Genomic DNA, 25,332 nt, shown 5'->3' on the forward strand with positions numbered 1-25,332 from the left:
GTGCTGGTCAACGCTTCCGAAACGCCAATTCGAACTCAGGAGACGGTGAGCTGCGCGCGGTGCATCCTTGCGCGGGTGTCACGGGGGAGCAACGCGGCATTGTCGTTATGCGGTGATATCCGCGCTGCTTCGAACGGTTTGTGCGTGCCTGTGGATACGGCAAATCGAAACGCGAATTTGTCCAGAGCGCACAACGCATGTTGATCGCATCGGTCTTGCGAAGCGGTTATAGTCGGTGCCCAGACGACAACGAGACTTACCCTTGAAGGAGCATCTTGCGATGACTGTGCGACAGAAACTGTTTCCGGCGATCCTCTGCGTGAGCAGCTTTTGTACAGCCTCTGCGTTGGCTGATCCGCCGGGACCTGTCGGACACTGGAAACTGTCGGGCGATGTTGCTGACCACTCCGAGCATGAGAACCACGGAACAAATCGTGGCGTCGATCTCAAGGCCTCCGGACGCGATGGCAAAGCGGAGACGGCGGGCGGTTTTGATGGCCGCAAGAGTTTTGTCGAAGTCGCTGACAGCCCGTCGCTCGATTTCGCAGGGAACGACTTTTCGATCGGCATGTGGGTGAATACCGCCGCGGAATTGGATGACGTGCTGGGCGATCTTGTCAGTAAATATGATCCGGTCAGCCGACGTGGGTTCAACTTCAGCATCCAGAACTACTCGGGCGTCACTTCATCGCAAGCAAACGATCGCCATCTGCACTTCGGCATCGACAACGGATCACCAGTTGGCCAGTGGACCGATCATGGGCAGCTCGGCAACGCGGTGATGATCTTTGGAATGGCGGTCTACCAGGGACAGTTGTTTGCGGGAACATGCGAAGCTGGCCCGGCGCAATCGGGACGCGTCTTTCGCTACGACGGGAAAACGTGGACCGATTGCGGAAGTCCCGACAAATGCAACGCGGTCTCGGCGTTCGCTGTCTATGACGGCAAGCTGTACGCCGGTGTCAGCAAGTATCGCTTGGGCGGATCGTCGTTGGAAGAATCGGAGAACCCCAATCTCGGCGGTAAAGTTTATCGCTACGATGGCGATGACCGTTGGACCTATTGCGGCACGTTGCCGGAGACCGAAGCGATCAACGGCTTGGTGGTCTATCGCGGACAGCTGTACGCCGGTTCGCTGTACGCTCCCGCTGGCTTCTTTCGCTACGAAGGTGGAACCGAGTGGACGTCGTGCGGCACGCCCGACGGTAAGCGGGTCGAATCGCTGAAGGTCTACAACGGTGCGATCTTCGCCAGCGGATACGACGAAGGAGCCGTCTATCGTTACGATGGCGAGCGGTGGGAACACCTGGGCATCTTAGAAGGTGCCAATCAAACGTATGGCTTCGCAACGCACCGTGGCGATTTGTATGTCAGCGAGTGGCCCAACGCGAAAGTGTTCCGTTGGGGCGGCGGCAAGAACTGGTTTGCCGCGGGGCAGTTGGGCGAAGAGTTGGAGACGATGCCGTTGATGGTCTACAACGGCAAGATGTATGGCGGCACCTTGCCGCTTGCCGAAGTCTATCGCTTCGACGATCCAAATTGGACGCAAGTCGGACGCCTGGATCACACACCGGATGTCCGCTACCGCCGCACGTGGACGATGGCCGTATTCCAGGGGCGGTTGTTCGCCGGGACGTTGCCTTCGGGGCGTGTCCATTCGATCGAGATCGGCCGCAACGTCAGCTGCGATCATGCCTTGCCAAGCGGTTGGGTGCATTTGACCGCGGTACGCGACGGGAAGCAATTACGGCTGCATGTCAACGGCAAGCAAGTTGCAACGTCGGCTGTCTATAATGAGGACGACTTCAACATTTCCAACGACCGCCCGCTTCAGATCGGCTTCGGTGCGCACGATTACTTCAACGGCAAGATGAGCGATCTACGAGTCTACAATCGTGCGTTGACAAATGATGAAATCGAGCAGCTTGCTAACACTGAATCGCCATAGCACCATCGTTTGGCCGTTCAACAATCAACATTCGACGACACCACAACTCCAATCGACATCACGGATGGATCCATTGAAGACAACTTCGGCCGTCCCTTCGCGACGTGACTATTGGGCTCAGCAAATGCAGCTGGGCTACGACCTGATCCAACAGGTCATCCCCTTCGAGGTTCACGAATGTGGCGAGGGCTTCGCGTCGCTGCCCGATGCGGCAGAACGAGCTGGTATCGAGATGCAGTTCTCTGAATCGAAGATCGCTGGCGAACTCGAGCGAGTCTTTTTCATCCGCGAAGGCTTGGTCAACAAACTGATGGACATCGGTCGTGCGATGAACGATCGCGGCTGGATTTTGAAGATCGAAGACGGCTATCGATCCCAGGACATGCAGAGTCAGTTGGTCCGCAAGCCGGAGTTGTTTGATGCGATCCTGAAGAAGTGCATCTGGGAAAACGGCGGCCAGCTTCCCCCGACGGAACTTGTCTTTCGTCGGGCGACGGTATTGATCGCCAACATTCCGAAAATCGGGACGCACATGTCGGGATCGGCTGTCGATATCTCAGTCTTCCGCCGCGACGACGGCAGCGAGGTCTGGCGTGGCAATCCTTACCTGGAGATGAGCGAGCGAACGCCGATGCGGTCGCCGTTTATCGAGGCCGATGATCTGCAGAACCGATTGGAGATCACCGCAATCATGGAAGCTCATGGCTTCATGCACTTCCCGTTCGAGTTCTGGCATTACAACCAAGGCGATGCGATGGGAAACATTCTCAGCGGTCACCCCGCTCCCGCCCGCTACGGACCAGTTCACTGGGATCCGCAAACCAATCGAGTCACTCCGTACGACGAACCACTCCGTCCCCTGAATCCTCTCGACGCGATCGAGCAGGAGATCGCCGCAGCAACGCAACGTGCGACGACATCGATCTAAGACAGGATGAGACTTTGCTTGTCGTTGTTTCGCGTAACTTCGCGTTATCCACGGGCATAACGATGGTGGCTAGCCGACGCATTCGGCGGATGAGCCCCCGCAGGCCGGCGCTTCGATCGCCGGGCTTGCTACGCTTTGGCCTGGGCGATGCAATGGATTGGAGCTTCCCCCTCGGGACAGGTTGGGACGCGGAAGCGATTTCCGTCTGCCCTGCGACGGTTATGTGTTCATTCGTCTGCGGAATTCGGGGCGTTATGCCAGCGTATTTCCCTCATCCTCGACACGGGACGGCCGGCATCGATCCGGATGCACCAAGTTCCAATACAGGTCATGCGTCTCGATGCGTTTTTTTAACGCGTTGGGAATCAACATGTCGGAACGCCGTATGGGATGCCGCCGCCGGCGTACCGACTTGTTGTGCCTTTCCCGATCGCAACCGTTCGCGTGTCGTTCGCTTCCGTGGGGGAGAGTTACGGGAGAACAAGCCAGACGTCTCCCGTTTCCCACCCATTCCAGGAGGTCGAACTAGAAAACGTCGGCGAAAATCTTATCGACGCGTTCCTCGTATTCCTCTTTGCTCTCCTGCTGGTCGTCTTGGTCATTGACTTCGTCGACGTTCGCTCCGTCGTGCGTTTGGGAAAACGCCGTGGTAACCGAAAAACTGTCAAGGGAGCCAATCTTTGGTGCGTTTGCAAACGCGGCATCGTTCAAGTTCGCCGATTCTGCATGCTCCTCTTCGTCGCCGTGATACTCTCCCGACGGTGCCACCAATACGTTGGAAGCCGCGGCCGACTGATTCAACCAATTGAGGACACGCAAGGCATCGATAGGAGTCACCTGATGGTCGCCGTTGACGTCGATCTGGAATTCGCCGTCGGCACGCTGCGCCGAAAGCGAGGGATCGTCCACGGAGTTCAAGTGATTCAGGACGATCAAGGCATCGACGGGCGTCGTGTTGCCATCGCCATTGACATCGACAGCTTCCGAACGGTTTTGCCAAACGCTCCGATCGGCAATGGCACGCAACACAAACGTGGTGCTGGTGAATTGAACCGGGGTGCCGCGATCCGTTGCGGTAACCGTGATCGACCATTGGCCCGATTCCGGGATCGCGTGGCTGTGGAACGAGAGGTTCGCCGGATCAAAGTCGAGCCATTCGGGTAGCGGCGCTCCATCGGTTTGACGGGCGTTGTAGAACAACGGCGTTTCCGAATCGGGATCGACGAAGGGATCGTCGGCGATATCGAATTCGAAGGGCTTCCCGACCGTTGCGGTGAAGTTGGGGAGTTCCGCGATCGGTTCTGGAGCGGCGTTGTTCGACATCACGGCCACCGGCGAACCGGCGATGTTCAGCGGCAAGACGTTGGTTACCTGCGGATTGGGAGCCATCTCAAAGGCTTGGAACAGGTAAGCTTGACCTTCGGGGGTAAAGGGAATCGGAATGATTCCCGACGTCGTGCCGTCGGCGCCCCCTTCGGCCAATGAAATAAGTGTCGCATTGGCAATGCCCAGCGTGACTCCATACTGAGGCAGGTAGGTCTCGCCGGTTTCGGTCCCCCACGCGAAGACGATGATGCCGTCGGGCGAGATGTCATTGACGCCCAACCAGACACGCTCGTCGAGCACCTGCTTGAAGAACAGTTGAGGCCCCAGGGGCACGTCGTCATTGAGAATCGTTCCGGTCGCGCGACCTTTACCAGGGACGACGCGAATGTCCAAGCCGGAAGAATTGTCTAGCGGCGACAATTCCACGTCAAACGTTTCGTCCGGTTCGATCTCCGTATCGCCGTTGATCTTGATTGTGATCGTCTTGGTTTGTGTCGTGGCGGTCGAAGGACTGAAGCTAAGATGGCTGTTGGCATCTTGATAATCGACGCTTGGTACATGACCACCACTTGCCGATCCATCGATCGTTTCGAATCCGGGACTGATCGTTGTCGACAATTGACCGTTGAGCGTGACGGTGAATTGCATCAACGTTTCCCCGCTGTTGCCTTCAAGAATCTCCGCGTCATCGATCGACAGCGTGGCATAATCGTTGTCGGCGATAACAATGTCGGTTGACGTCGTGGCACCCAATTGAATCCCGGTCGATGGTCCCGAGATCGTCAACGTGGCGGTTTCCGCCGCTTCAACAAGATCGTCGTTTAGAACGGTGAACGTGACACTGCCCTCGGTCTCGCCATCGGCGATCTGGATCTGAGTTCCTGATAGTGTGTAATCGCTTAGCTCGATATCGGTGCCTGTAACGGCTATGTCAACCGTTTGATTGCCGATGACGGGACCATCGGCTTTCGCCGTAACCGTGATCTGGGTCTGGCCCGCTTCGCTGCCCGCAGTGGTGCTGACCTGCAAATCAACCGTGCGTATCTGAATCTCGACGGCATAGTCTTCGACTTCACCGTCCGCTGCCTGCCCGTCATAAGACAATCCGCCCCCGGTGTCGATTCGGAATCGAGCAAAGGTCCCGGTTGGCATCGCATCGGCGGGCACGGTAAAGGAGAGCGAGTTTGCGCCGGCGGCCAAGGGCTGGTCAGTAAAGATTTGTTCGCCCGCATCGGCCCAATCGCCATCGGCATTGAAGTCGACAAACGCATTGAGCAATCCGCCAGCGGCACTGGCCGTGACGGTGATATCGGCAAGGGCTCCGGCGATCAGATCGGAATCAAACGCGACGCCATCTTCGTCGTCACCCTCGGCATCCGCGTCGTCTCCGGTGGCGGTTGCATTGGGCTGGGCGTCGGCTTCTTTGTCGATGCCGGCACCAAGGACGGGGGCTCCTGGAACGATTACGTGGCGAGCTCCATTTTGAGCGATCAAGGTTGGATAGCTGTCGGGTGGTGACCCAATGACGCCACCTGTCGGTGCGTCACCATAGTCCAACCCGCCAACCTGAGTGATCCCTAAGTCGGAGTTGTTGCTCGTATCCGGGTCGGGCGTCGATGACGAGACAGTGACGCCACTGGTTAGCGTCCCGGTCGCAGCCACAGCGACTGTAGAAGTGAAGACGAGAAACGCGCCTTGACCGGGCGCAATCGGCTCCCCAACCGACCAAGGGGAGCGCGAAGGTGTCAAAGCCGGATCCAGTGAGAACGAAAGTGTTGCACCCTGTGCCGCGCTAGGTCCATTATTCACGACGTTGTACGAATAGGTCAGCGTTCCGCCAGGGGCCACAGGATCCGGGCTGTCCGACATCACGATCGACAGGTCGGCCATTGGTGTCAACAACGTGTCATTATCGGTCGCCGAGTTATTCGTGACGTCGGAGTCAGTGACAGACGCGGTCGCGATGGCGGTATTGGAGAGCGTTCCGGTCGCTCTCGGATTGATGCTCGCGGACACGGTATAAGTCACTGAGCTGCCGGCAGGCATGCTGAGCGTTTCGGATAGGTCTCCTGTACCTGCAGCGGTGTTGCCCGACGCGCCGCCTGAGGCGATGCTGGTATATGTGGCCGTTAGCGCCGCAGGAAAGACGTCGGTGACCAAAACCGCAGGATCATCGCTCGGTCCGGCGTTGCTGACGACGATGGTGTAGGTAAGCGCGTCCTGGCCAGGGACGGCGGAAGTGACCCCGTCGTCTTTGGTGATCGAGATGTCCGCCTGCGGCGTGAGCGTATCGGTATCCGTCGCGCTGTTGTTCGCGGAATTCGTATCGATGGCGCTAGATACCGTCGCCGTATTGGCCAACGATCCGGTCGCTCCGGAATCGATCGTTCCAGTCACGGTGTAAGTGATCGTGGCACCAACGCTCATGTCCACGGTATCGCTGATGTCGTCTGAACCGGAGGCCGTGTTACCATTGACGGTTCCTGTGGTCACGCTGGTGTAGGTAACTCCCGATAAGATGGCTGGGAAGGTATCGGACACCGTTGCCCCCGTCACGTCGCTGGGGCCGTTGTTCGTGACCACGATCGTATAAGTTACCGAATCGCCTGGAATCGCAGTGCCCTGGCCGTCGGTCTTGGTGATCGACAAATCCGCCGCAGGCATCAGCACCGTGTCGTCGTCCGTCGCGGTATTATTCGTGCCGTCGGGGTCAACGACAGAAGCGGTCGCGGTGGCAGTATTGGCCAGCGTTCCGGTCGCGCTCGGATCGATACTCGCGGTCACGGTATAAGTCACTGAGCTGCCAGCAGGCAGGCTGAGCAATTCGGATAGGTCTCCTGAACCTGCAGCGGTGTTGCCCGACGCGCCGCCTGAGGCGCTGGCGGTATATGTGGCCGTTAGCGCCGCAGGAATGACGTCGGTGACCGAAACGGCAGGGTCATCGTTCGGTCCGGCGTTGCTGACGACGATGGTGTACGTAAGCACGTCCCGGCCAGGGACTGCGGAAGTGACCCCGTCGTCTTTGGTGATCGAGATGTCCGCCTGCGGCGGTTCCACTTGGATCACCACATCGTCGCCGTCGCCACCCAGGTAGGTAATGGTGGCCGAGAGGCCGGAGCCGAAGAAGTTTGTACTCACGGTGTCGCCTTCGTCCAGCCCGTCAAACATCCCCGTTCCGCCCGTGCGGTTGATGATCTCGAATGATTCGCCACCGACGCGTTGGATCGCGAAAGATCCGACGGCGACCAGATCCAGGACAACGCCCGATCCAATGCTGACGGAACCCGAGGCGTCGATCTGATCGTGATTGTTGTTGGTAGTCCCCGGCGAAGTCCCACCAATTTCGACTTCGAAGGTGCTGTCGTCTGCAAAAGCAAAGTCGCCAGTGACCTCTAGAACACCGGGCGATTGACCGGGAGTAACTGTGCCATCAACGGTTACTGTGTCGCCACCGGACATGTTGAGATCTGCGCCAGTAAGATCATGGACCTCACCGCCGGTGATCAGGTTCAACGCGTCATGGAATGTCGCGGTGTTGATGTCGATGTCACCGCTGCTGGCATCGCCGATCGTGATGCTGCTGAAACCGTCGCTGAGCATTCCCAGTTCCGTGTCGTCGAGGTTTAGATCGCCCGTGCCGCCGCCGATGCCGATGGTCGTACCCGCCGTGCGAGGCTGGATGGTCAACGCAGCGGTCGACTGAACATTGGTGGTGCCCTGCAACGCGATCGAATTGGCGTTGATCGTGATCGCGCCCGTGGCGGTCCCGCCGCCGATAATGCTGGCGCCACTGGCCCGGAAATCAGGTGCTTCTCCGTTGCCAGTGCCAGTGATCGTGATCTCGCCAGCTACGCTGCTTACCTGAAAACCATCGATTCGTACACCGTCATCTCCAGTCGGGCCGCGGCCGCCGATTCCGGTGATGACGATCGAGGCTGCGTTCTCCCCCGCACCTGTCGATTCGATTCTTCCGCCACTCGCTAAAATACCATGATTGTTCAAGCTCGATCCGTTGCCGCCCGTCCCGTTGATCAGGATGTCGCCATCGACACTGCTGACCTCCGTGGTGCTGCCCAGAATTCGCACGCCGAAATTATTGGCCGCCGCATTTCCGCCGACCCCGGTGATCGCGATCATTCCCGCACTGGAACCGGTCGCTGTCGAACGGACACGAGTCCCGCCTCGCAGGTCGACGCCGTAAAGGTCCGAGGTGCCACTGTCAGTGGCCGCGCCGTGGCCCAGTAGCTGGATATTGCCAGTTCCCGTCGTTTGAATCAGGGTGTTGTTTGCGTCCAACCCGATGAAGCGCGCCATTTGAGCACCCGCCGAATTCGCATCGAGCGTAATGCCGCCGTTGACTGTCGTAACGCTGGAACCACTGTTCAGGACAATTGGTCCCGAAGTCGTGATGTTCACCGCTCCGATCCCGGTGGTGGCGATCGTGCCGTCCACAACCGCCCGGTCGAAACCTGCTCCCCCCGTAATGGTGAACCCACCAGATAACGCCGCCTGAACACTAGTAACGGTGACCAGGTCATCGCCACCCAGCAGATCAAACCGAATCCCGGTCACACCTGATCCTGGAATCGTGACGGTATCCGTGCCATCACCTGTTGCCCCGGCAATCCCGGTCGTGATGGCCAATCCACCGTTGTCGGTAATCGTGTAAGTTCCTCCGGCGTAGCTGATGCTCAGGTCGTCGCTGGACGTGCCGCCGTTGATATCCTGAATCGTCAACACACCTGAAACAAGCGTGACTTCCGTGTCGTACGTATCGTTGTCGGTGATCGCAACGGTGCCCGACGTGGTCGCGCCCAGCGTCAGGCCGGCGGAGGGATTCGAGAGGATAAAGATCGCCGTTTCGGTCGGTTCGACCAGCGTATCGTTCTGAATGGTGAAGTCCGCCGTGCCGGTGTTCGATCCGGCCGAGATGGTGATCGTGGCCGTCAGTTGATCGAAGTCGCTCGACGTAATGCCGGTGCCGGTGACATTGACCACCACCGTTTGATCACTACTGACTGGCGAATCCGCCGTGGCGGTCACCGTGATGATTGTTTCAGCGGCTTCGGTACCCGTATTGCTGCTGAGTGACAGGTTCACGTTCTTCGGCGCGGGGGGCGTCAATTCAAACGCGCCGATATCGACCGTGCCGCCGAGGATGCGATTCTCACCACGCTGGTCGGTCGCCAGGGCCATCCCGCCGGACGTGCCATTGTCGGTGGCCAGATCGTTGTCCCCCGCATCGATGGCAGGGGAGTTGGCGACGAGGGCGTGGGTTCGCGTGGGGCCGCCGTTGTCGGCGAGGTTCGTTGCGAGGACGGTGCCCGCGTCGACGCCGACCTGGTTGTTGTTGGTGCCGTCCGTCAGTCCGCCGGCGGAACCAGAGTCGCCGACGATGTTGGATGCGGAGTTCGTGGTGTCGATCGTTCCGCTAATGTCGTCGGGTGTTGCTCCGCCAGTCGTGTTGCCGGCCACGATGCTGTTGACGATCGTGACCGTGCTAGTGGAACTCTGACGGATGCCGCCACCGCTGGAAGCGCTGCCAGCGGTATTGCCGGTTACGGTCGAGTTGACCACGGTCAACGAACGCGATCCGCCGCTGAAGATTCCGCCACCAAGTGAATTCGCCGTGTTGCCGGAGACGGTGCTGTTGATAATGGCGACGGTGCCGGACGAGTTGATCCCCCCGCCATAACCGGTCGTTGCCATGTTTCCGGAAATCGTGCTGCCGATCACCGTGAGCGTGCCGCCGTTGAGGCGGATTCCGCCGCCAGATAAACCGGCAGCCGTGTTATCCGCCACCCAACTGTCGACCAGCGACACAGTACCACCATCGATGTAGATCCCGCCACCGTCGTGAGTGCCCGTGTTGTTGCGCAACGTGGTGCGTTCCACGTGGAGTGTGCCGTCCGCCTGGTAGATGCCTCCACCGGAGCCACCGCTGCTGTCGGACACAACCGCGTCGGTGATCGTCAGCGTGCCGGTCGAATGATTGCGAATTCCGCCGCCGAAACTACCCCCAACGCTTCCGTCGGCAATCGAGAACGAATCGAGCGTCACGTCGTGATCGCCGTTCGCGATATCAAACACGCGGCTGGCATCGTTGCCACTGACTGTCAGCAGGTCGGCTCCGGGGCCGGTGATGGTGATGTCGGAAGAGATCGTCAGTTCTGTGCCTCCGAGCGTGATGGTGTCCGCATTGAGATTTGTAAAGTCGGTTCCACCGGTCAGGCTGCTGCCGTCGCCGAAAGTGATTTCGTCCAGCGTATTGGGTGTCTGATTCGCAAACGCAATCGCTTCCCGCAGGCTGGTCAGGTTGTCGGTGTTGTCGACGACATCGCTTTTGGTGGTCACGACCAGACTGGGCGTTTCGACAAAGAATTCAAACGCGCCGATGTCGACCGTGCCGCCAACGATTCGGGCGAATCCCGTACCTCGCTGGTCCATGACCAGCGGCGTGTCGTCGCCACCGCCGATGGTGGCGTCGGGGCCGGGATTGATGGCGAAGGCGTTGTCGCCGGCGTCGATGGCGTTGCTGTCGGGCAGCAGGGCGTGAGTCTGCGTGGGACCGCCGTTGTCGGCCAGGCTGGCATCGAAGTTCGTGACGGCGGCAATGCGGCCGGGGAAGTTCGCCTGATCCGCCAGGTTGTTGCTGCCGGTCTTGGTCGATGGTCCTCCGCCCGACCCTGTTGCGGAGAAGTCGCCGCCCGTGTTGCCCGACAGAATGCTATTGTGGATGGACAAAGTTGCGTTGCCAAACAAAATTGTGGAATTCGTGATCCCCCACCCAGAGTTGTTCGCGATGGTGCTGTTCAGTACCGCCAAATCGGCGTTTTTTCCCAATAATCCGTAGTTAAGCAATCCGTTGCTCGATTCGCCCAAGGTGCCGGAAATTGTTGTGTTTGCAACCGACATCGACCCTTTGTTTACGATTCCGGCGCCAGTATTTGCCGCAATGGTGCTATTGATGATCGTCGCTGTCCCGCTGCTCTCCAGGCCGCTGGGAGTATTGGACGTGAGCGAACTTCCGATGACGGTCAGCGTGCCGGTCGAGCGAATTCCTCCGCCGAGGTCCGTGTTGGTGGATGACGACAGATCGCCGCCCTGAATGACGGTGTCCTGAATCGTGAGATCCGCCCCGCCGCCGACGCTGAGAATCCGAAATTCCGGCGTGCCGCCCGTCTGATCCCGTTCGATGGTGCCGTTCATAATCGTCAGCGAATTACCACCATCCGCCCTAACCACCGGCAACCCGTTCGCCGCATCGCCAGCATTCGGCCCACTCGGATCGTTGTCAATCGCTGTGAGCGTAAATGTTCCGCCCCCCAGATCGATCACATCGTCTTCCGCGTTGGCATTGGCGGTATTGATACTGGAAATCAGTCCACTAACATCGACCGGCGGGAAGGTCGCCAGCACACGCCGATCTTCCAATTGCTCCAGCAATCCCAATCGGCGACGTGTCCGCGACGCGGTGCGAGCCCCTCGCGTCTTGCGCTTTTCCGAAATTCGTGAAGTGAAGCCGTCGATATATTTTTTCGCAGAGAGCATCTTGCGCCTTGGGGGTCTTAGCCAGCACGGTCGTCATCGGCGCCACATCGTCAACTAGTTCCAATGGGAGCGAGTAGACGAGTTTAATGATTGGAGAAGGGATCCCTATGCAATAAATATGATTTTTTCTAATCCAGCGGCGAATATTCCAACTGGGGACGCTCACAGGCACAAAGACGCGCATCAAGGCATGTCGATTGCCGATGCATGCCAGGACTATGGGGGAAGTTTTGGTGAACCGACGCGTGCGGTGGGGAAAGGCAAGTGGAATCGTCGGACTGCCAGTACTGTGGGCTAGATGGAAGTCCAGCGCAGGATTGGATAGGGAAAGATGTGAACCAATGCAAGAAGCGGACCGGTCGCGAGTTTCTTGACTGTGGCAAAGGGGCGTTGGAGTGGGGCCGACGCAATCGAAGCCGCGCACGAGTTTTCGAGCCCGGGAGGCGCGCCGATCGGGGATGCACGAAGTTGCTTGGCCTCACCACTTCCGCAGGCATCCCATCGACTGTGCCGCAAGCGGTATGACGGGTTGCCGTGTTAACAATGAACGCGTGAACGTCAGCAACCTCGTTGACTGTCGCTGCGATCGCACGACAATCCAAAGCGCCCGTTGCACCGAAGCTCCCCCCATCGCGAAACATGCAATCAGCAGCGCGGATTGTCGATGCTCCCAACCCCATCGTTCGCTTGCGGAAACGAAGACTGCCCCCTCACCGCAGCAAGCGTTTCAACATCCGTAGCGTTTGCGGGTCGAAGCGTTTTACTCACCAAGAGATCACGGGGCTTCATCTGCAAAGACCATCCGATGCGCTGCCGTAAACCCTTGGTGTGTCGGGGCCCGTTTCGTGTCCTCTGTTTGCACAATCGCCCGGGGAACTCGCCGCACGCGGGGACTCCACTTCGTCGCTGCCCTACTCATCATGCATGCGGAGCAATGGAGCCGAGGTTTCGACGACCTTTACGATTTCGTTCGCCGTTTGCAAGCGATGCTCCGGTCTGCATCTCTGCCTGCGATGCCAACCGACGAGAGGCGGGCGATCCAATGAGAATACCGAAGACAACTCCACGCGCTGGGGAACTCATTGGCAGCGCAGGCCAGCGTTGATCGATGCGTTGTTCCGATGAGCGTGGGCGATTCGTTCGCGGAGTTCGTGCCGCGGCGTCGACGTTAGTCGGATTTTGGTTGGTACGCATCCAGCAACGCCTTCAGCTGCGCGACCACTTCGGGATGTTCGTCGTGGAGGTTCTGCGTTTGATGGACATCGGCGTCCAGGTCGTAAAGCTGCGCAGCGGGTGCCTCCGGCTTGATCTTGCCATTTTGAATGTCGCTGTTGACGGCGCCTACGAAGCTGGCCGCAGCGGGGCCGGCGAAAGTGTGAACGCCTGGCTTTCTGCCACCAAACCCGCCGCTCCCTTTTCCGGGAATATACATCCACCTGCCTTTGCGTATCGACAGGTGCGTCCCCTTGTGCGGAGCCAGGAGCAGATGGTCGCGTATCGGGGCATCGGGATCGTCCAACATCGCAGGAAGCATGTTGACGCTGTCGGCCCGCTGAACGTTGTCCAGCGTCTGATGCGTTAATGCAGCAAACGTCGCAAGCATGTCGACGTTGCCGATCAATTGTTTCGACGTGGTTCCGGCCTTCACCTTACCTGGCCAACGAACGATCATCGGCACGCGGTGACCGCCTTCCCAAACGCCAAACTTGAATCCCAGCAGATCGCCATTGGGTCGATGCCCGGCGTGGAACGCGGCCTGTCCACCGCGATTGAACATGCCGCCATTATCGCTGGTGAAAATCACCAGCGTGTCGTCGCGCAGCCCGTTGTCTTCCAGGCACCCAAGAACTTCGCCGACGATCCAATCGAGTTCGTGGATAAAGTCGCCGTAGAGTCCACACTGGCTGGTTCCCTGAAATCGTTGGGCCGGCGTGAACGGATGGTGGATGTTGGTGGTCGCCAAGTAGAGAAAGAAAGGGCGGTCTTGGCGGTTGTTGATCCATTGGACCGATTTTCGTGCGAGCGTGGTTCCGACCTGATAATCGTTGAACCGTTGGTGCGCTTCTTTGGCTCCACCAAACAGATTGGCGGTACGCTGTGCGGCTTCGGGCGGAATCGGAGTGATCGGGGTGGTCCCCTGCGCGTTCTTGCCAAGATAGACCAACGGATCGTTGGGGTCGCTGCCGACGATGCGATCGTTTTCCACATAGACATAGGGGGGCGCGCTGTTGACCACTGGCATGCCAAAGTAGTAGTCAAAGCCGAGATCCTGCGGTCCGGGACGCAGTCGACCCTGCCAGTGATTCGTCCCCTCGCCAAATCCCAAGTGCCATTTTCCAATCGCGGCGGTGTCGTAACCGCTGGTTTTGAAGACATCAGCAATCGTCGTCTTCTCGGTGTCGACAATCAGGGGCGAATTGATCGGTGCCGGTCCCCACACGCCTTTGCCTCCGGCCCGCACTGGATATTGCCCGGTCAGCAACGCGTAACGCGACGGTGTGCAAACCGCCGACACCGAATGGGCATCCGTAAACCGACGTCCTTCGGCTGCCAGCCTGTCGATATTGGGCGTTTGCACTTTCGTGGCGCCGTAACATCCAAGGTCACCGTAGCCGAGATCGTCGGCGAAGATCAGAACAACGTTGGGGGGCCTTTCCGCGGCAAACGCCGTCGCCGTCGATAGCAGGAACAGGGCGATAACTCGAATGATGGAATCGACACACATATCGTCGCTTTGAAAACGTAGGGGGCGTAAGGAATGGGGCGTTCTCGAATCGGATCGCATTCGAAACGCGGGACAGTCGGTGATGGCTTGCGTTCCTGCGGTTGAACGCCGGCGCGGTGAACACTTACGGTGGAGAGAACGTCAAGGGAATGGGCGGTGGAACGGTTGAATCAATAGTTCACCTTTCCGCCTCGCGTCGGTTGTTGCCGTTCGTTCTTCCACCAGTGGTCGGGGCCTTCGGCTTCGATGCCCCTCCAGACTTCTAACATCCGCTGCTTCATCTGTTCGGTCTTCTCCGGCATGGAAGCGGCGAGATCGTGTTCTTCCTTCCAATCTTTCTGGATCTCAAACAATTGGAATTTTGTGAGCGTTTCGTCGCCGACCAGTTTCCAGTCGCCGATCCGAAGGGCGACGCGATCTGCCGGTGGCGAGACGTGGGTTCGCCAGAACAGCGGTATCTTTCGTTCGACCGGTTCTCCCTTAAATGCAGGCACCATGCTGACGCCATCGATGGTGCGGTCCTTGGGAAGCGGAACGCCGGTGATATCCAGCACGGTGGCGAAAATATCGGTTCCGATCACCGCCACGTCGCTAACGGTTCCCGGTTCGATGTGTCCCGGCCAACGGGCGACACCGGGCACACGGATTCCACCTTCATGATCGCTACGTTTACCGCCGCGCAAACCGCCCGTCGTCCCGCCGAACCTGGCGACCGGCCCATTGTCCGATGTAAAGATCACCAAGGTGTTGTCGCGAACACCTTCCTGATCCAATGCCTGCAACACGATCCCAAGTGCGTGATCGAGCTGAGTGATATTGCCCATGTAGGTTGCGTTCTCGTGCCCATCATACAACTTGCGAAACTGCGGATCGGTCGCGATCGGGGAGTGCGGTTCATGGAACCAGACCGACAATACGAACGGCTTCGACTTGTCTCGTAAATCACTCAACCAACGCGCAGCTTCGCTGGCAACCAACGGCGCGGAATAGCCTTGAAGTTCACCGACTGGTTCACCATTGCGGACGAAGTTGCGTGGGTTCTTGTGGCTCGGTTCCGCATTGTTGTGGGTTGCCATCCAATAGTCGTAACCGTGATCGCCAGGTTGTGGATAGTCCGCGGTGTTGAATTGGGGCTTCGATGCGAGATGCCATTTGCCGACATGGCAGGTTGCGTAACCGATCGATTTCAGTAGTTTCGGATACGTGATCTCACTCGCTCGCAAATGAGCGGCGTGGTTCCCCGACAGATGCCGATAGACCCCGTTGCGATAAGGAGTCCGGCCGGTCAGGATCGCAGAACGCGACGGTGAACAGACGCCGCAGGCAGAATAGCACTGAGTGAATTTCACGCCTTCCGCTGCCAACTTGTCGAGATGGGGTGTTTGTATCTGCGGGTGACCGTACGTCGCGGAATCTCCCCAGCCCATATCGTCCGCCATAACGACCACAATGTTGGGGCGGGATGGCTCGGATTCAGCGGCAGCGATTGAAGCGACAAGCGGCAAAAGAAACACCCACATCCGCAACACGCGTCGATAACGCTTCCGATGCGGAAGGCTCGAAACGATCCTCGGGTCACGAGGGGTTGGATTGGTAGATCGAATGAATAATGGGTTCATGGTTCCGATCGATTCTTCTAGGTGGTGCACAAAAAAATCCACGCAACGTTCAATAGCTCCGAGTCGCACAAAGTCCCGGGCCGCGGCGACCTGGCGTCGTGGAGGTCCAGCGTTTTGAGGGATGGCATCTCGGTTCATTCTCTATTCTCCCTAATCCATTGGATGCTTGCGGTCCGCTTTTCGATATCGAGTTGAACCGCTGCATGTTGGAACTTCCGCGAGTAGCGGTAGCCTTCCTTCGTTGCCGGACCGACGGGTGGGCCAAGGGGGCGGTCATACTCGGGAAGCCATCGCATCCAACGATCATTCCCGTTGGCAGAGTAACCTTCGTGGACGCGAAAGTAGCTGTGCTCTTCGGCGCAGATCAGAAAGATGGCCAAGGGATAGACAAGGGCTTCGCGGGCGGCCGCATCGGATTCAATGCTTCCGTGGCTTTCGTCGATGCCGAGATCGCTTGTGTTCTTGGGGGCGTTGAAACCGGTGGTGAAGGCGATGATCTTGCCCTGGCGTGCCGCTCGCTGCATCGTGTCGATCCCTTTGGCAACGTATTGCGGATAGCTCACCCCACCCACGTTGTGGAAGAAGCCTTCGAGGTACGAACCGTCGAAGTAATCCAAATACTCAAGTCCCCCATCATCGAAGCGGGCCCGAAGAATATTGCCGATCATCAGTTTGTTCGGGCCGATGGCTTCGCGTGTTTGGTTCATCAACAAGTGATACCCGTCGATCGTTTGGTCCTTCTTCTCCGCCCCGATCTGTCGGCGTAGGTAGCCCGGTTCGAGCGCTTTGATGTTGCCGTCGATGAAGAGACCGTCGATGGACGCATCGGCCGTCACGACCTTGCAGGAATCGATCCACCATTTGCGAAGCGTGGGGTTGGACAAATCGTAAGCGGCGGAGCGATTGCGAACGAGGTTCGTTTTACCCTGTTCATCGCGCAGCAACGCACCTGGAATTTCCTCAAGCTGTTTGTCCACTTTGTAGTCGCCATAATGAACGATCACGTTGCGGTAATAGAGGATCTTTGCGTTTGGATTGAGCTTCTTGACCGCTTTCGCCGCGGCCAACGTTCCCGCTTCGACCGAACCATGGTCCTGATGTCCATTGGCTTTCTCGAAGGTGATCAATGGGAACTTCGCCAAAAAAGCGATCTCACGGTTGGTAAAGGTCTTGGCTTTGCGAATGTGCATGTACAACGGAATGCGCTGCCAGCTGAAGTCGGGATATTCAGGTCGAATCGCCGCAGCGTCACCGGACGACGGCTCCGGTTCCTGAGCTATCGCAACAGGAACTAACAAAACCATCAGTCCACACAACGCCAAGAACCCTCGGAAGGTAGACCGATCACGGATCCTCCCCGTCAGGGCAAAGGGGATGCATGAGATGCTCAGAGAGAAGACGACGTATTTCATAGGAGGTTGCGGCCGGTCGTTGGATAATGTTATGTCGGGGGAACCGTTTATAGAAGGTTTCACTGATGAGGTGGCGACGACTGCCGTCCCCGTTTCGGAGGCGCAGGGACGGGTGGCGTTGCCGGGCGGTCGTCCAATGCGTCGAAAAAACGCATGTTTTTTCCAACGCGATCATGATCGCCTAGGTCTTCACGCATCGATTCAATAAGTCCAATCAAGCGATCAACCACCGCTGGATTCTCCGCCGCAAGATTGGAAGTTTCACCGAGATCGTTCTCCAAGTCGACTAGAAACGGTTCATCAAAGCCGACACGATCCTCGGGACCGATGTGTGTGTTGCGGCTGAACGGAGCGACTCCGACTGGTTCTGACGCTCGAGGTACATGCAATTTCCACTTCCCCTGACGTACCGCTTGGAGATGAACTCGCAAGTAGTAGAAGTACGTCTTCTCGGGATTCGCCTTGTCGAATTCGCCATGGAAGAGATGGCGAATGTCTTCGCCATCGATCACTCGATCCGACGGCACCGGCGCACCGGCAAGGGATGCAAACGTTGGCATCACATCCAACGTCGTGGCGATGGAATCGCAAACCGTGGCCGCAGGGACTTTGCCCGGTCCCCATAGGATCGCGGGGACTCGCACGCCCCCTTCAAATGTCGACACTTTGCCGCTCCGCAACGGTCCCGCTGATCCTCCATTGTCAGATCGTCGGTGTCCGTCTGCATAGTTCTTGTTCTTGGTCAGCCATGGGCCGTTGTCGCTGGTGAACAGAACATACGTATTTTCAGCCAACTTCAATTTTTCGAGCGTCTCCAGGATGCGGCCGACGTTGAAATCGATTTCTTCAATCACGTCCCCATACAGTCCGCGTTGGCTCTTCCCCTTGAACCTCGGCGATGCATCGAGTCGCGTGTGCGGCATGGTGTGAGCCAGGTAAACGAAAAACGGCTGATCCCGCTTCCTTTCGATGAACGCAATGGCTTCATCGGTGTAACGCCGAGTCAACGTGGCCATATCGGAGTCGGTTTCGATCAACGCATCGTTTCGGTAGAGATTCACAACGCGGTCATTGCTGGTGGGCGTTCCGTAGAAAGTGTCGAATCCCTGGTGAGTCGGAAAGAGGTCGAGGAAGAAGTCTGTCTGAGCGTGTTTCGCCAGGTCCCATTTTCCGAAGCAGGCTGTGGCGTAGCCCTGTGGTTTCAGCACTTCAGCGATCGTGATCTCCTGCTCGTGCAGAATAGGATGCACCTGTTTCGTGTTCCCCCGTTCGGCAACACGCAGAGGATAGCATCCTGTCATCAGGGCAGCTCGCGAGGGTCCACAAATGGGTTGAGCGTAGAAGTTGGTGAACTTCATTCCCGCCTGTGCCATGGCGTCTAAACATGGAGTGCGAATGTCGGGGGAACCGAAGCAGCCGACGTCCTGATACCCTTGGTCATCGGTGAAAATGATGACAAAGTTCGGAGGGGCCGCGGCTGCCAACATCGGAGCCAATGCGACGCTGACAAGCCCCAGGACGTGCAACATTTTCATGGTCATACTTCGATGGAACTTTGGATGCTGCATCATCTGCTTCGCCTTGTAAAGCAGGACTCACGAAAATTGTTAGGGCCAGTGGCCGGTGTTGGGCCGAATGCCACTTCGGCGATTTGCGTCTACTTTAGAACCGGCCCTTGCAACGGCTTCCCATTGGTGGTGAGCAATTGAAAGTGATGGATTCCGACCTTTTGACCGTCGACATATTTCCAGACAACGTTCTTGTCGCGTGTCACTTCAAACAGTTTCGGAGCGTTTGGATCGGCCCGTCCGGCGGCGTAGCTGGCAATCACGATGTTACCGTTGGGAAGCACCTGGCCCCCGCAGGGATCTTGAAGCCAGTTGCCCGGTAAATCATCGTTGGTAAGCGTCCAAACGATCTTGCCGTTGCTGTCGAAATCGACGACGCGATTTCCGTGGGTGCAGCATACGAGTGTGTGCCCGTCGCCATGCCGGATCGCGGTGAACGGCCAGCTGTGGACCTTATGTTCGGTATCGCCGGGGACGGTGGTGTCCAGCTTGTTTAAGACTTCACCATCTCTGCCGTAGTGGAAGACGGCGAAGTCCAGCAGATGCGGTGCGAGGAAAGTTCCATCGGCGAGCTTCCGGGCCATCCGCGTCTGCATATGATGATTCTTCTTTTGACACGCCAACGGGAATTCCAGGACGATCTCTCCCTCGGGATCGATTTCGATTAGGCGTGGCTGGTCCCCCGCTTCGGTGATGACAAGATTCCCCTCGGCAGTTGGCTGCGCACTGTTGACTTCCGTTTGCGTTCCTTCCCAAAGCAGGGTTTCGGTTTTGTCGGGGGCAATTTTGACAACCGCTCCACCGCGATGACGCTTTGATTTGCTGAGCGTCAAAACGATCGAGCCGTCGCGCAGCACATAGCCGTCTCGTGTGGAGGCCGGGTAGGTCCAGGTCGCCTTTCCGTCGGCATCCATGATGTAGGTCTTTTGACCACATGCTAGGAAGCTGTGCGTCGTCTCTTCACCAATCGTCGGGGTCGCACAGGAGAGGAAAGCGATCAGAGCGGCCAATCGTGCTGTGGAATTCATCTTGCTTCTCATCGATTTGTTTGCGAGCGCGATCGTCTCCGCGTCAGACAGTCGTTTGCATCTTTATGATGCCATGGAACATGGTTATTCTGCGCCAAGGGCAGGACGCTTGCGGTTATTGCGGGTGCCACGGAAGCTTCGCCTCCGTTGCGCAGGGCCGGTTTAACATATCACAAATCAGCAAGCCGAACCAAAAAAGGCGTTGATCGGTCCCGAGCGATTCGGCGTTTTGGATTCCTCCAACGTGATGGCACGCGAACGCAAGAGCTCAACCCGGTCGACCGCAAGACACTGAAACGGGAAGACGCGAGGGCAATTTTCGGCTACGCTCAAGATCTCGCTTACGGTTTGTGGGCGAGCGTCCGATCCGCAGATCTGCTTGAGTTGGAATCGGGCAGGACGCGGACGATCCGACTTGATGGGCCAATGCCTTGAGGACTCAATGGAAATGAAAGTAATCGTCGATTTGTGCGTCGTTCCGATTGGAGTTGGCGTTTCGGTCAGCAAGTACGTAGCCGAATGTCAGAAGGTGCTGCAAGAAGCCGGGTTGGAGCACCAGTTGCACGCCTATGGCACGAACATCGAAGGGGAATGGGACGATGTGTTTGCCGCGATCAAGCGTTGCCACGAGCGTGTTCATGCGATGGGGGCACCACGCATCACGACAAGCATCAAGGTGGGAACACGCACTGACCGCGACCAAACGATGCAGGATAAAATCGACAGCGTAACCAATGGGAATCTTTGATTGCTCCACCGCCCCAATCCGGTTTCCAACCGGCCATGACGGAAGTGTCCGACAGGCATGAAACCGCACGAAACAAGGCAAGAAGTTATGGCGATTATCGTGATCGACGCCGGACACGGCGGTGACACAAAAGTAGGCGGATCCTCCGCCAACAATGCCACCGCGCCGGAGGGGACGCTCGAGAAAGACCTCACCTTGGACATCGCTAAACGAGTGCAGCGGATCCTGTCGGCGATGCACGACGTGCGGATGACGCGACAGACCGATGTGAACGTCGGGATTGCGGCGCGGGCTCACGTTGCCAGAGACGCAGCGGCGGATGTTTTTCTTTCGATCCACTTCAACGGCTTTTCCAATCCAAACGTGCAGGGAACCGAAACACTTGTCTGGCCCGGCACCGGTCCGACGGAGAAATCGTATGTGTTGGCCAACTTGGTTCAGAAAGCGACAGTCGGTGTCACTGGCTATCGCGATCGCGGAATCAAAGATGAGCGACGACTGGGCGTTTTGAATCCGCAGAATCACCTCGCCAAAACGGCGCGTTGTTTGGTGGAAATCAGCTTCATCACCGGCCCCGGCAAGACAAACGCCGAATCGGATGAACGTAGGTTAAAAGACGCGCGTTACAAAGACTCGATTGCCGAAGCGCTCGCCGAAGCGATCGAGGCGTATCTCTAATCCCGGTGCGAGAGCTGGAGTCGAGCCTTCAGGCGAACTCCCCCCCGAGTCGCGCGCAAACCCGTTCCCCCATCGACCCGCTACTTAACCGATGTCAAATCTTCGACAAGCTGCGTCCGCATCTGCGTTTGTCGCGACGCATCTTGCATCCGCAGAATCGCTGCCGGATGCCAAGTTGCGATCGTGATGTCGCACCAATCGGTTCGCATCACGTTTCCTCGATCTTTCGTGATGGCAAAGTCGCGCCCAAACAACGCTTGGGCCGCGGTTGCTCCCAGACAAACAATCACCTGGGGACCGATCGCGGCAAGCTCCGCTTCCAACCAAGGCCGACAGGCGTAGATCTCTCGCGAATCCGGTTTCTGATGCAAACGCCGCTTGCCACGCGGAGTCTCGGTTTCCTTAAATTTGAAGTGTTTAACAACGTTGGTGATGTAAACTTCGCGACGCTCGATCCCTGCGTGTTTCAGTGCTTCGTCGAGCAACTTGCCCGCCGGGCCGACAAACGGATGCCCCTGGATATCTTCGCGGTCGCCGGGTTGTTCTCCGACCAACACGATGCGAGCCGACGGCGAACCTTCGCCGAAGACCGTTTGCGTGGCACACTGGTGCAACGGACAGGCACGGCAGTTGGCGGCCGCAAGACGCAGCGACACCAAGTCGCCACGCTCAGGCATGAAGTGGGCCGCCGTTTCGGCAAAACCTTCGTTAGTTTGAATCATCGCGTCAGCGCGGGCAGGTGCCTGCCGCAACAGATCGTCGATCAGCGTGGCTTCGGGCAGCGTGGGCCAATGTCGCACGGGCATCTCACGCTTCATCGCGGCGACCTTCACGCGTGCCGGATTGAAGATCGATGCGTAATAGGCCTTCCACAGATCTTCCAACGCGTCCTGGTTGGGAGCTTCCGAAGCGGGCACTCCCGGTCCGTAGTGCAACGAAGTCTGATCCCAAGTCACCGATTCGTCCGGGGTGAGGATCGACCAATGCATGCCTCCGAAACGACGTGCAAAAAACGGTGCGGCCAAACGAACGATCCGGTGGTCGGGACGGTGCCAAGCAACGAACTGCTCCTCCGCGCCGCCGGTCTCGAGTTTACGAAAACGCACGAAGGCTTTCATCTTGTGGATGTCGCGGGAGACCCCTTTTCGCATCTGCATCAATTGATGAACATCGTCGTCCGTGGTCACCTGCAGCAGATGACGCTCACCGTGGGTTAAACGCCATAACGTTCGATACAGCAACGACCAACGGCCCGATTCGCGATGGCAGGCGACGTATCGGGCGAGCTCCAGAAACGCTTTCGGAACGCTTGGCGTTGTGCCTCTTCCACCATGCTCCGCAGCGGTTGGCGATGGTGCGTCATCGAACAGAGATCGCTCTGCACCCCCGATCCATTGCACGTCGGTCGGTGAAACGCCCGACGCCAATAGACGTCGCGCTGCGTCGCGCCAGTCGTCAAAGGTATCGACGTGAATGGATTGCATGAGGGGAACTTTCAGCGGGACGCGGCGTGGGGCATCTTGTTTGGGGCCGATGGAATGCGGCCGCTCTGCAGTTAGACTTCACCGGAGAGAGCAGAACTTGCGGCGTCGAACAGCAGCAACTGTTTCGTCTTCGGTTTCGCCTTGGCCCGCAAGTCGAGCTTGTCCAGATTTAACAACGCGGGGTTGTGATCGGCGGTCAAGACGAAGAACTTGGCGCGATTCCAGGCGACTCGCAACTTCTTCATGTCGCCGCTGGCGAGCGACTGAAAGCGACGGATGTTCAAGATGCGTTTGACGTTCCTCGCACCAATCCCCGGAACTCGCAGCAACTCTTCCCGGCTGGCCTTGTTGACGTCGACGGGAAAGTAGTGCCGATTCGCCAAAGACCAGGCCAGTTTGGGATCGATGTCCAGCGAGAGGTTCTGATCCGCTTCGGCCACAATTTCGCTTGCGTCGAATCCGTAGAAGCGGATCAGCCAATCGGCTTGGTACAGGCGATGCTCGCGAACCAGAGGCGGCGATTGACCGGGTAGACGCGCATCGGCATGCGGGATGGGACTGTAGGCGGAATAATAAACGCGGCGCAAGTTCTGCAAACTATACAGTTGCGATGCCGTCTTGAGAACTTCGACATCGGGCGTGTCGGTCGCGCCGACGATCATCTGCGTGCTCTGGCCAGCGGGCGTGAAACGCGGCGGTTTGAATCCAGCCTTTTGTTCTTGCTTGGTCTCGTCGATCTTGTTGCGGATGCCCGCCATCGCCCCTTCGATTTGAGGCTTCTTTTTCTCGGGGGCCAACTTATAAAGATCGCCTTCGGTCGGCAGTTCGATGTTAACGCTCAAGCGATCCGCCCACAGACCGGCTTCCTCGATCAGCGACTGCGACGCGTTGGGGATCGTCTTCAGATGGATGTACCCGCCGTAACGTTGCTCCGTTCGCAGCTTTTTGGCGACCGCGATCAATTGCTCCATCGTGTAGTCGGATGTTTGAATGATCCCCGAACTGAGGAACAGTCCTTCGATGTAGTTACGTTTGTAGAACTCCATCGTCAGCGAGACAACTTCGTCGACCGTAAACCGAGCCCGTGGGGTATCGCTGGAGATGCGATTGACGCAGTACTGGCAGTCATAGATGCAGTAGTTGGTCAGCAGGATTTTCAGCAGCGAGACACAGCGTCCATCGGGCGTGTAGCTGTGGCAAATCCCCATCCCCTCGGTGCTGCCGATCGTGCTGCCTGGTCGTGTCGTCTTCGAACCGCTACTGGCGCACGACGCGTCGTACTTCGCTGCGTCGGCCAAAACCGTCAGTTTGTCTCGTACATCCATCCATCATTCCAAGTCAGTGATCGCCGTGATCGTTTTCGCCACAAGTCCCAAACGGCATGAAACTCGCGCAAATCCACAAGCGAATAAAACCGCAAAACTAAGCCTTCGTTAACTCGCTTTGGCACTTAAGCACCTCATCGCCATCGTCCTGATGGATCAGGTAGGCCGGTTCTTCTTCCGTTGCATTGCGAGTCACTTCGCTCCCCTTAATGGTTCGCGTGACTTTGCTTATGAACGCGTCTTTGATCTTCCCCTTCCCTACGCCGGAACCGAAGTTCCATTGGACGGATTGGTTCTTCTGAAATTCTTGGCTCATCTTCTCGCTCCCTGGAACGCTGGACTTCGGACTGCGACACAAGCCTGTTAGCAGTGCAATCCTGATGCCAAACGCCGGTTTGGGCCAACGCAGCAAATGTTTCCAGTCCGTCAGCCAGGCGTTGCGAAAAGGAGTTACTGAGTTGCTTGAGATCGAGCGGGTCAGTAGGCGGTTCGTTGAGAAGAAGTCCAGCCCCCGCGTTCCCCCCAAGCGACATACGCCGGGTTGCGCGCGTGTCCGTCAACGGCAAAGCACGTTCGTATAGGATTGTCGTTAAACGCTGGCCGACGAGCTGCCAACTAGCTCGTTTACGATCCGTCGCAACCTCGTCCACGACCGAGAATGTAGTGGACGAGGTCACGAGTCCTCCCCCGAACAACACGACGGCAACGTTGGAGAAGGGACTCGTAGCCTCGTCCACTACCGAGTCTGTAGTGGACGAGGTCACGAGTCCTCCCCCGAACAACACGACAGCAACGTTGGAGAAGGGACTCGTAGCCTCGTCCACTACCGAGTCTGTAGTGGGCGAGGTCACGAGTCCTCCCTCAAGCAACACGACGGCAACGTTGGAGGAGGGACTCGTAGCCTCGTCCACTACCGCAAACGCGACTCATTCTGCCCCACATCATTCTGCTGAAACTCCTCGGCGATCTGAGGCGAAGCAAAGTGCATTGCG

13 protein-coding genes are annotated in these 25,332 nt (G+C 57.9%); 4 read left to right on the forward strand and 9 right to left on the reverse strand.

Annotation, left to right across the window (positions count from 1 at the left end; translation table 11 throughout):
* Nucleotides 1-280: 280 nt before the first annotated feature.
* Together Poly24_RS13575 and Poly24_RS13580 are read left to right on the forward strand one after the other, a co-directional pair.
* A complete protein-coding gene (locus Poly24_RS13575; RefSeq protein ID WP_145096057.1) occupies nt 281-1,948 on the forward strand; it encodes a LamG domain-containing protein in 1,668 nt (555 codons plus the stop codon).
* Nucleotides 1,949-2,021: 73 nt separating this feature from the next.
* Nucleotides 2,022-2,876, forward strand: coding sequence for a M15 family metallopeptidase (locus Poly24_RS13580; protein WP_197451884.1), 855 nt, complete (start codon nt 2,022-2,024; stop codon nt 2,874-2,876).
* Between the two features lie 525 nt (nt 2,877-3,401).
* On the opposite strand, the gene Poly24_RS13585 is transcribed toward Poly24_RS13580, so the two are convergent.
* The 6 genes from Poly24_RS13585 to Poly24_RS13610 all read right to left on the reverse strand — a co-directional run bounded on the left by Poly24_RS13585 (nt 3,402) and on the right by Poly24_RS13610 (nt 20,105).
* On the reverse strand, nt 3,402-11,753 hold the full coding sequence (locus tag Poly24_RS13585; protein ID WP_145096063.1) for a choice-of-anchor Q domain-containing protein: 8,352 nt from the start codon (nt 11,751-11,753) through the stop codon (nt 3,402-3,404).
* Between the two features lie 1,168 nt (nt 11,754-12,921).
* The gene (locus Poly24_RS13590; RefSeq protein WP_145096066.1) at nt 12,922-14,478 is read right to left on the reverse strand and encodes a sulfatase family protein; all 1,557 of its coding nucleotides are present in this window, start codon (nt 14,476-14,478) and stop codon (nt 12,922-12,924) included.
* 170 nt (nt 14,479-14,648) lie between these two features.
* Nucleotides 14,649-15,998 (reverse strand): sulfatase family protein, encoded by a 1,350-nt coding sequence (locus tag Poly24_RS13595; RefSeq protein WP_145102885.1) that lies wholly within the window; start codon nt 15,996-15,998, stop codon nt 14,649-14,651.
* A 233-nt stretch (nt 15,999-16,231) separates the two neighbouring features.
* Nucleotides 16,232-17,395, reverse strand: coding sequence for a putative glycoside hydrolase (locus tag Poly24_RS13600; RefSeq protein WP_197451885.1), 1,164 nt, complete (start codon nt 17,393-17,395; stop codon nt 16,232-16,234).
* A 173-nt stretch (nt 17,396-17,568) separates the two neighbouring features.
* Entirely contained in the window at nt 17,569-19,044 is a 1,476-nt protein-coding gene (locus Poly24_RS13605; RefSeq protein ID WP_197451886.1) for a sulfatase family protein, read from the reverse strand.
* A gap of 122 nt (nt 19,045-19,166) precedes the next feature.
* On the reverse strand, nt 19,167-20,105 hold the full coding sequence (locus Poly24_RS13610; protein WP_145096072.1) for an SMP-30/gluconolactonase/LRE family protein: 939 nt from the start codon (nt 20,103-20,105) through the stop codon (nt 19,167-19,169).
* Between the two features lie 448 nt (nt 20,106-20,553).
* On the opposite strand from Poly24_RS13610, the gene Poly24_RS13615 reads away from it, so the two are divergent.
* Entirely contained in the window at nt 20,554-20,853 is a 300-nt protein-coding gene (locus Poly24_RS13615; RefSeq protein WP_145096075.1) for an MTH1187 family thiamine-binding protein, read from the forward strand.
* 87 nt (nt 20,854-20,940) lie between these two features.
* Complete coding sequence (locus tag Poly24_RS13620; RefSeq protein ID WP_197451887.1) at nt 20,941-21,531, forward strand: N-acetylmuramoyl-L-alanine amidase family protein; 591 nt, start codon at nt 20,941-20,943, stop codon at nt 21,529-21,531.
* A gap of 80 nt (nt 21,532-21,611) precedes the next feature.
* On the opposite strand, the gene Poly24_RS13625 is transcribed toward Poly24_RS13620, so the two are convergent.
* From Poly24_RS13625 to Poly24_RS13635, 3 genes are all read right to left on the reverse strand, one after another.
* Nucleotides 21,612-23,015, reverse strand: a complete 1,404-nt coding sequence (locus tag Poly24_RS13625; protein ID WP_145096081.1) for a UdgX family uracil-DNA binding protein — start codon at nt 23,013-23,015, stop codon at nt 21,612-21,614.
* A 71-nt stretch (nt 23,016-23,086) separates the two neighbouring features.
* Nucleotides 23,087-24,340 (reverse strand): putative DNA modification/repair radical SAM protein, encoded by a 1,254-nt coding sequence (locus Poly24_RS13630; protein WP_145096084.1) that lies wholly within the window; start codon nt 24,338-24,340, stop codon nt 23,087-23,089.
* 97 nt (nt 24,341-24,437) lie between these two features.
* Nucleotides 24,438-24,656, reverse strand: coding sequence for a hypervirulence associated TUDOR domain-containing protein (locus Poly24_RS13635; RefSeq protein ID WP_145096087.1), 219 nt, complete (start codon nt 24,654-24,656; stop codon nt 24,438-24,440).
* Nucleotides 24,657-25,332: the final 676 nt, after the last annotated feature.

The sequence above is a fragment of the Rosistilla carotiformis genome, assembly GCF_007753095.1.
GTDB lineage: Bacteria > Planctomycetota > Planctomycetia > Pirellulales > Pirellulaceae > Rosistilla > Rosistilla carotiformis.

What these genes read in the sequence shown, in the direction of transcription:
- Poly24_RS13625 (WP_145096081.1), bottom strand. Translation starts at nt 23,015, where the DNA reads ATGCAATCCATTCACGTCGATACCTTTGACGACTGGCGCGACGCAGCG.
- Poly24_RS13595 (WP_145102885.1), bottom strand. Translation starts at nt 15,998, where the DNA reads ATGTGGGTGTTTCTTTTGCCGCTTGTCGCTTCAATCGCTGCCGCTGAA.
- Poly24_RS13585 (WP_145096063.1), bottom strand. Translation starts at nt 11,753, where the DNA reads ATGCTCTCTGCGAAAAAATATATCGACGGCTTCACTTCACGAATTTCG.
- Poly24_RS13635 (WP_145096087.1), bottom strand. Translation starts at nt 24,656, where the DNA reads ATGAGCCAAGAATTTCAGAAGAACCAATCCGTCCAATGGAACTTCGGT.
- Poly24_RS13590 (WP_145096066.1), bottom strand. Translation starts at nt 14,478, where the DNA reads ATGTGTGTCGATTCCATCATTCGAGTTATCGCCCTGTTCCTGCTATCG.
- Poly24_RS13620 (WP_197451887.1), top strand. Translation starts at nt 20,941, where the DNA reads ATGGCGATTATCGTGATCGACGCCGGACACGGCGGTGACACAAAAGTA.
- Poly24_RS13630 (WP_145096084.1), bottom strand. Translation starts at nt 24,340, where the DNA reads ATGGATGTACGAGACAAACTGACGGTTTTGGCCGACGCAGCGAAGTAC.
- Poly24_RS13605 (WP_197451886.1), bottom strand. Translation starts at nt 19,044, where the DNA reads ATGAAAATGTTGCACGTCCTGGGGCTTGTCAGCGTCGCATTGGCTCCG.
- Poly24_RS13610 (WP_145096072.1), bottom strand. Translation starts at nt 20,105, where the DNA reads ATGAATTCCACAGCACGATTGGCCGCTCTGATCGCTTTCCTCTCCTGT.
- Poly24_RS13615 (WP_145096075.1), top strand. Translation starts at nt 20,554, where the DNA reads ATGAAAGTAATCGTCGATTTGTGCGTCGTTCCGATTGGAGTTGGCGTT.
- Poly24_RS13575 (WP_145096057.1), top strand. Translation starts at nt 281, where the DNA reads ATGACTGTGCGACAGAAACTGTTTCCGGCGATCCTCTGCGTGAGCAGC.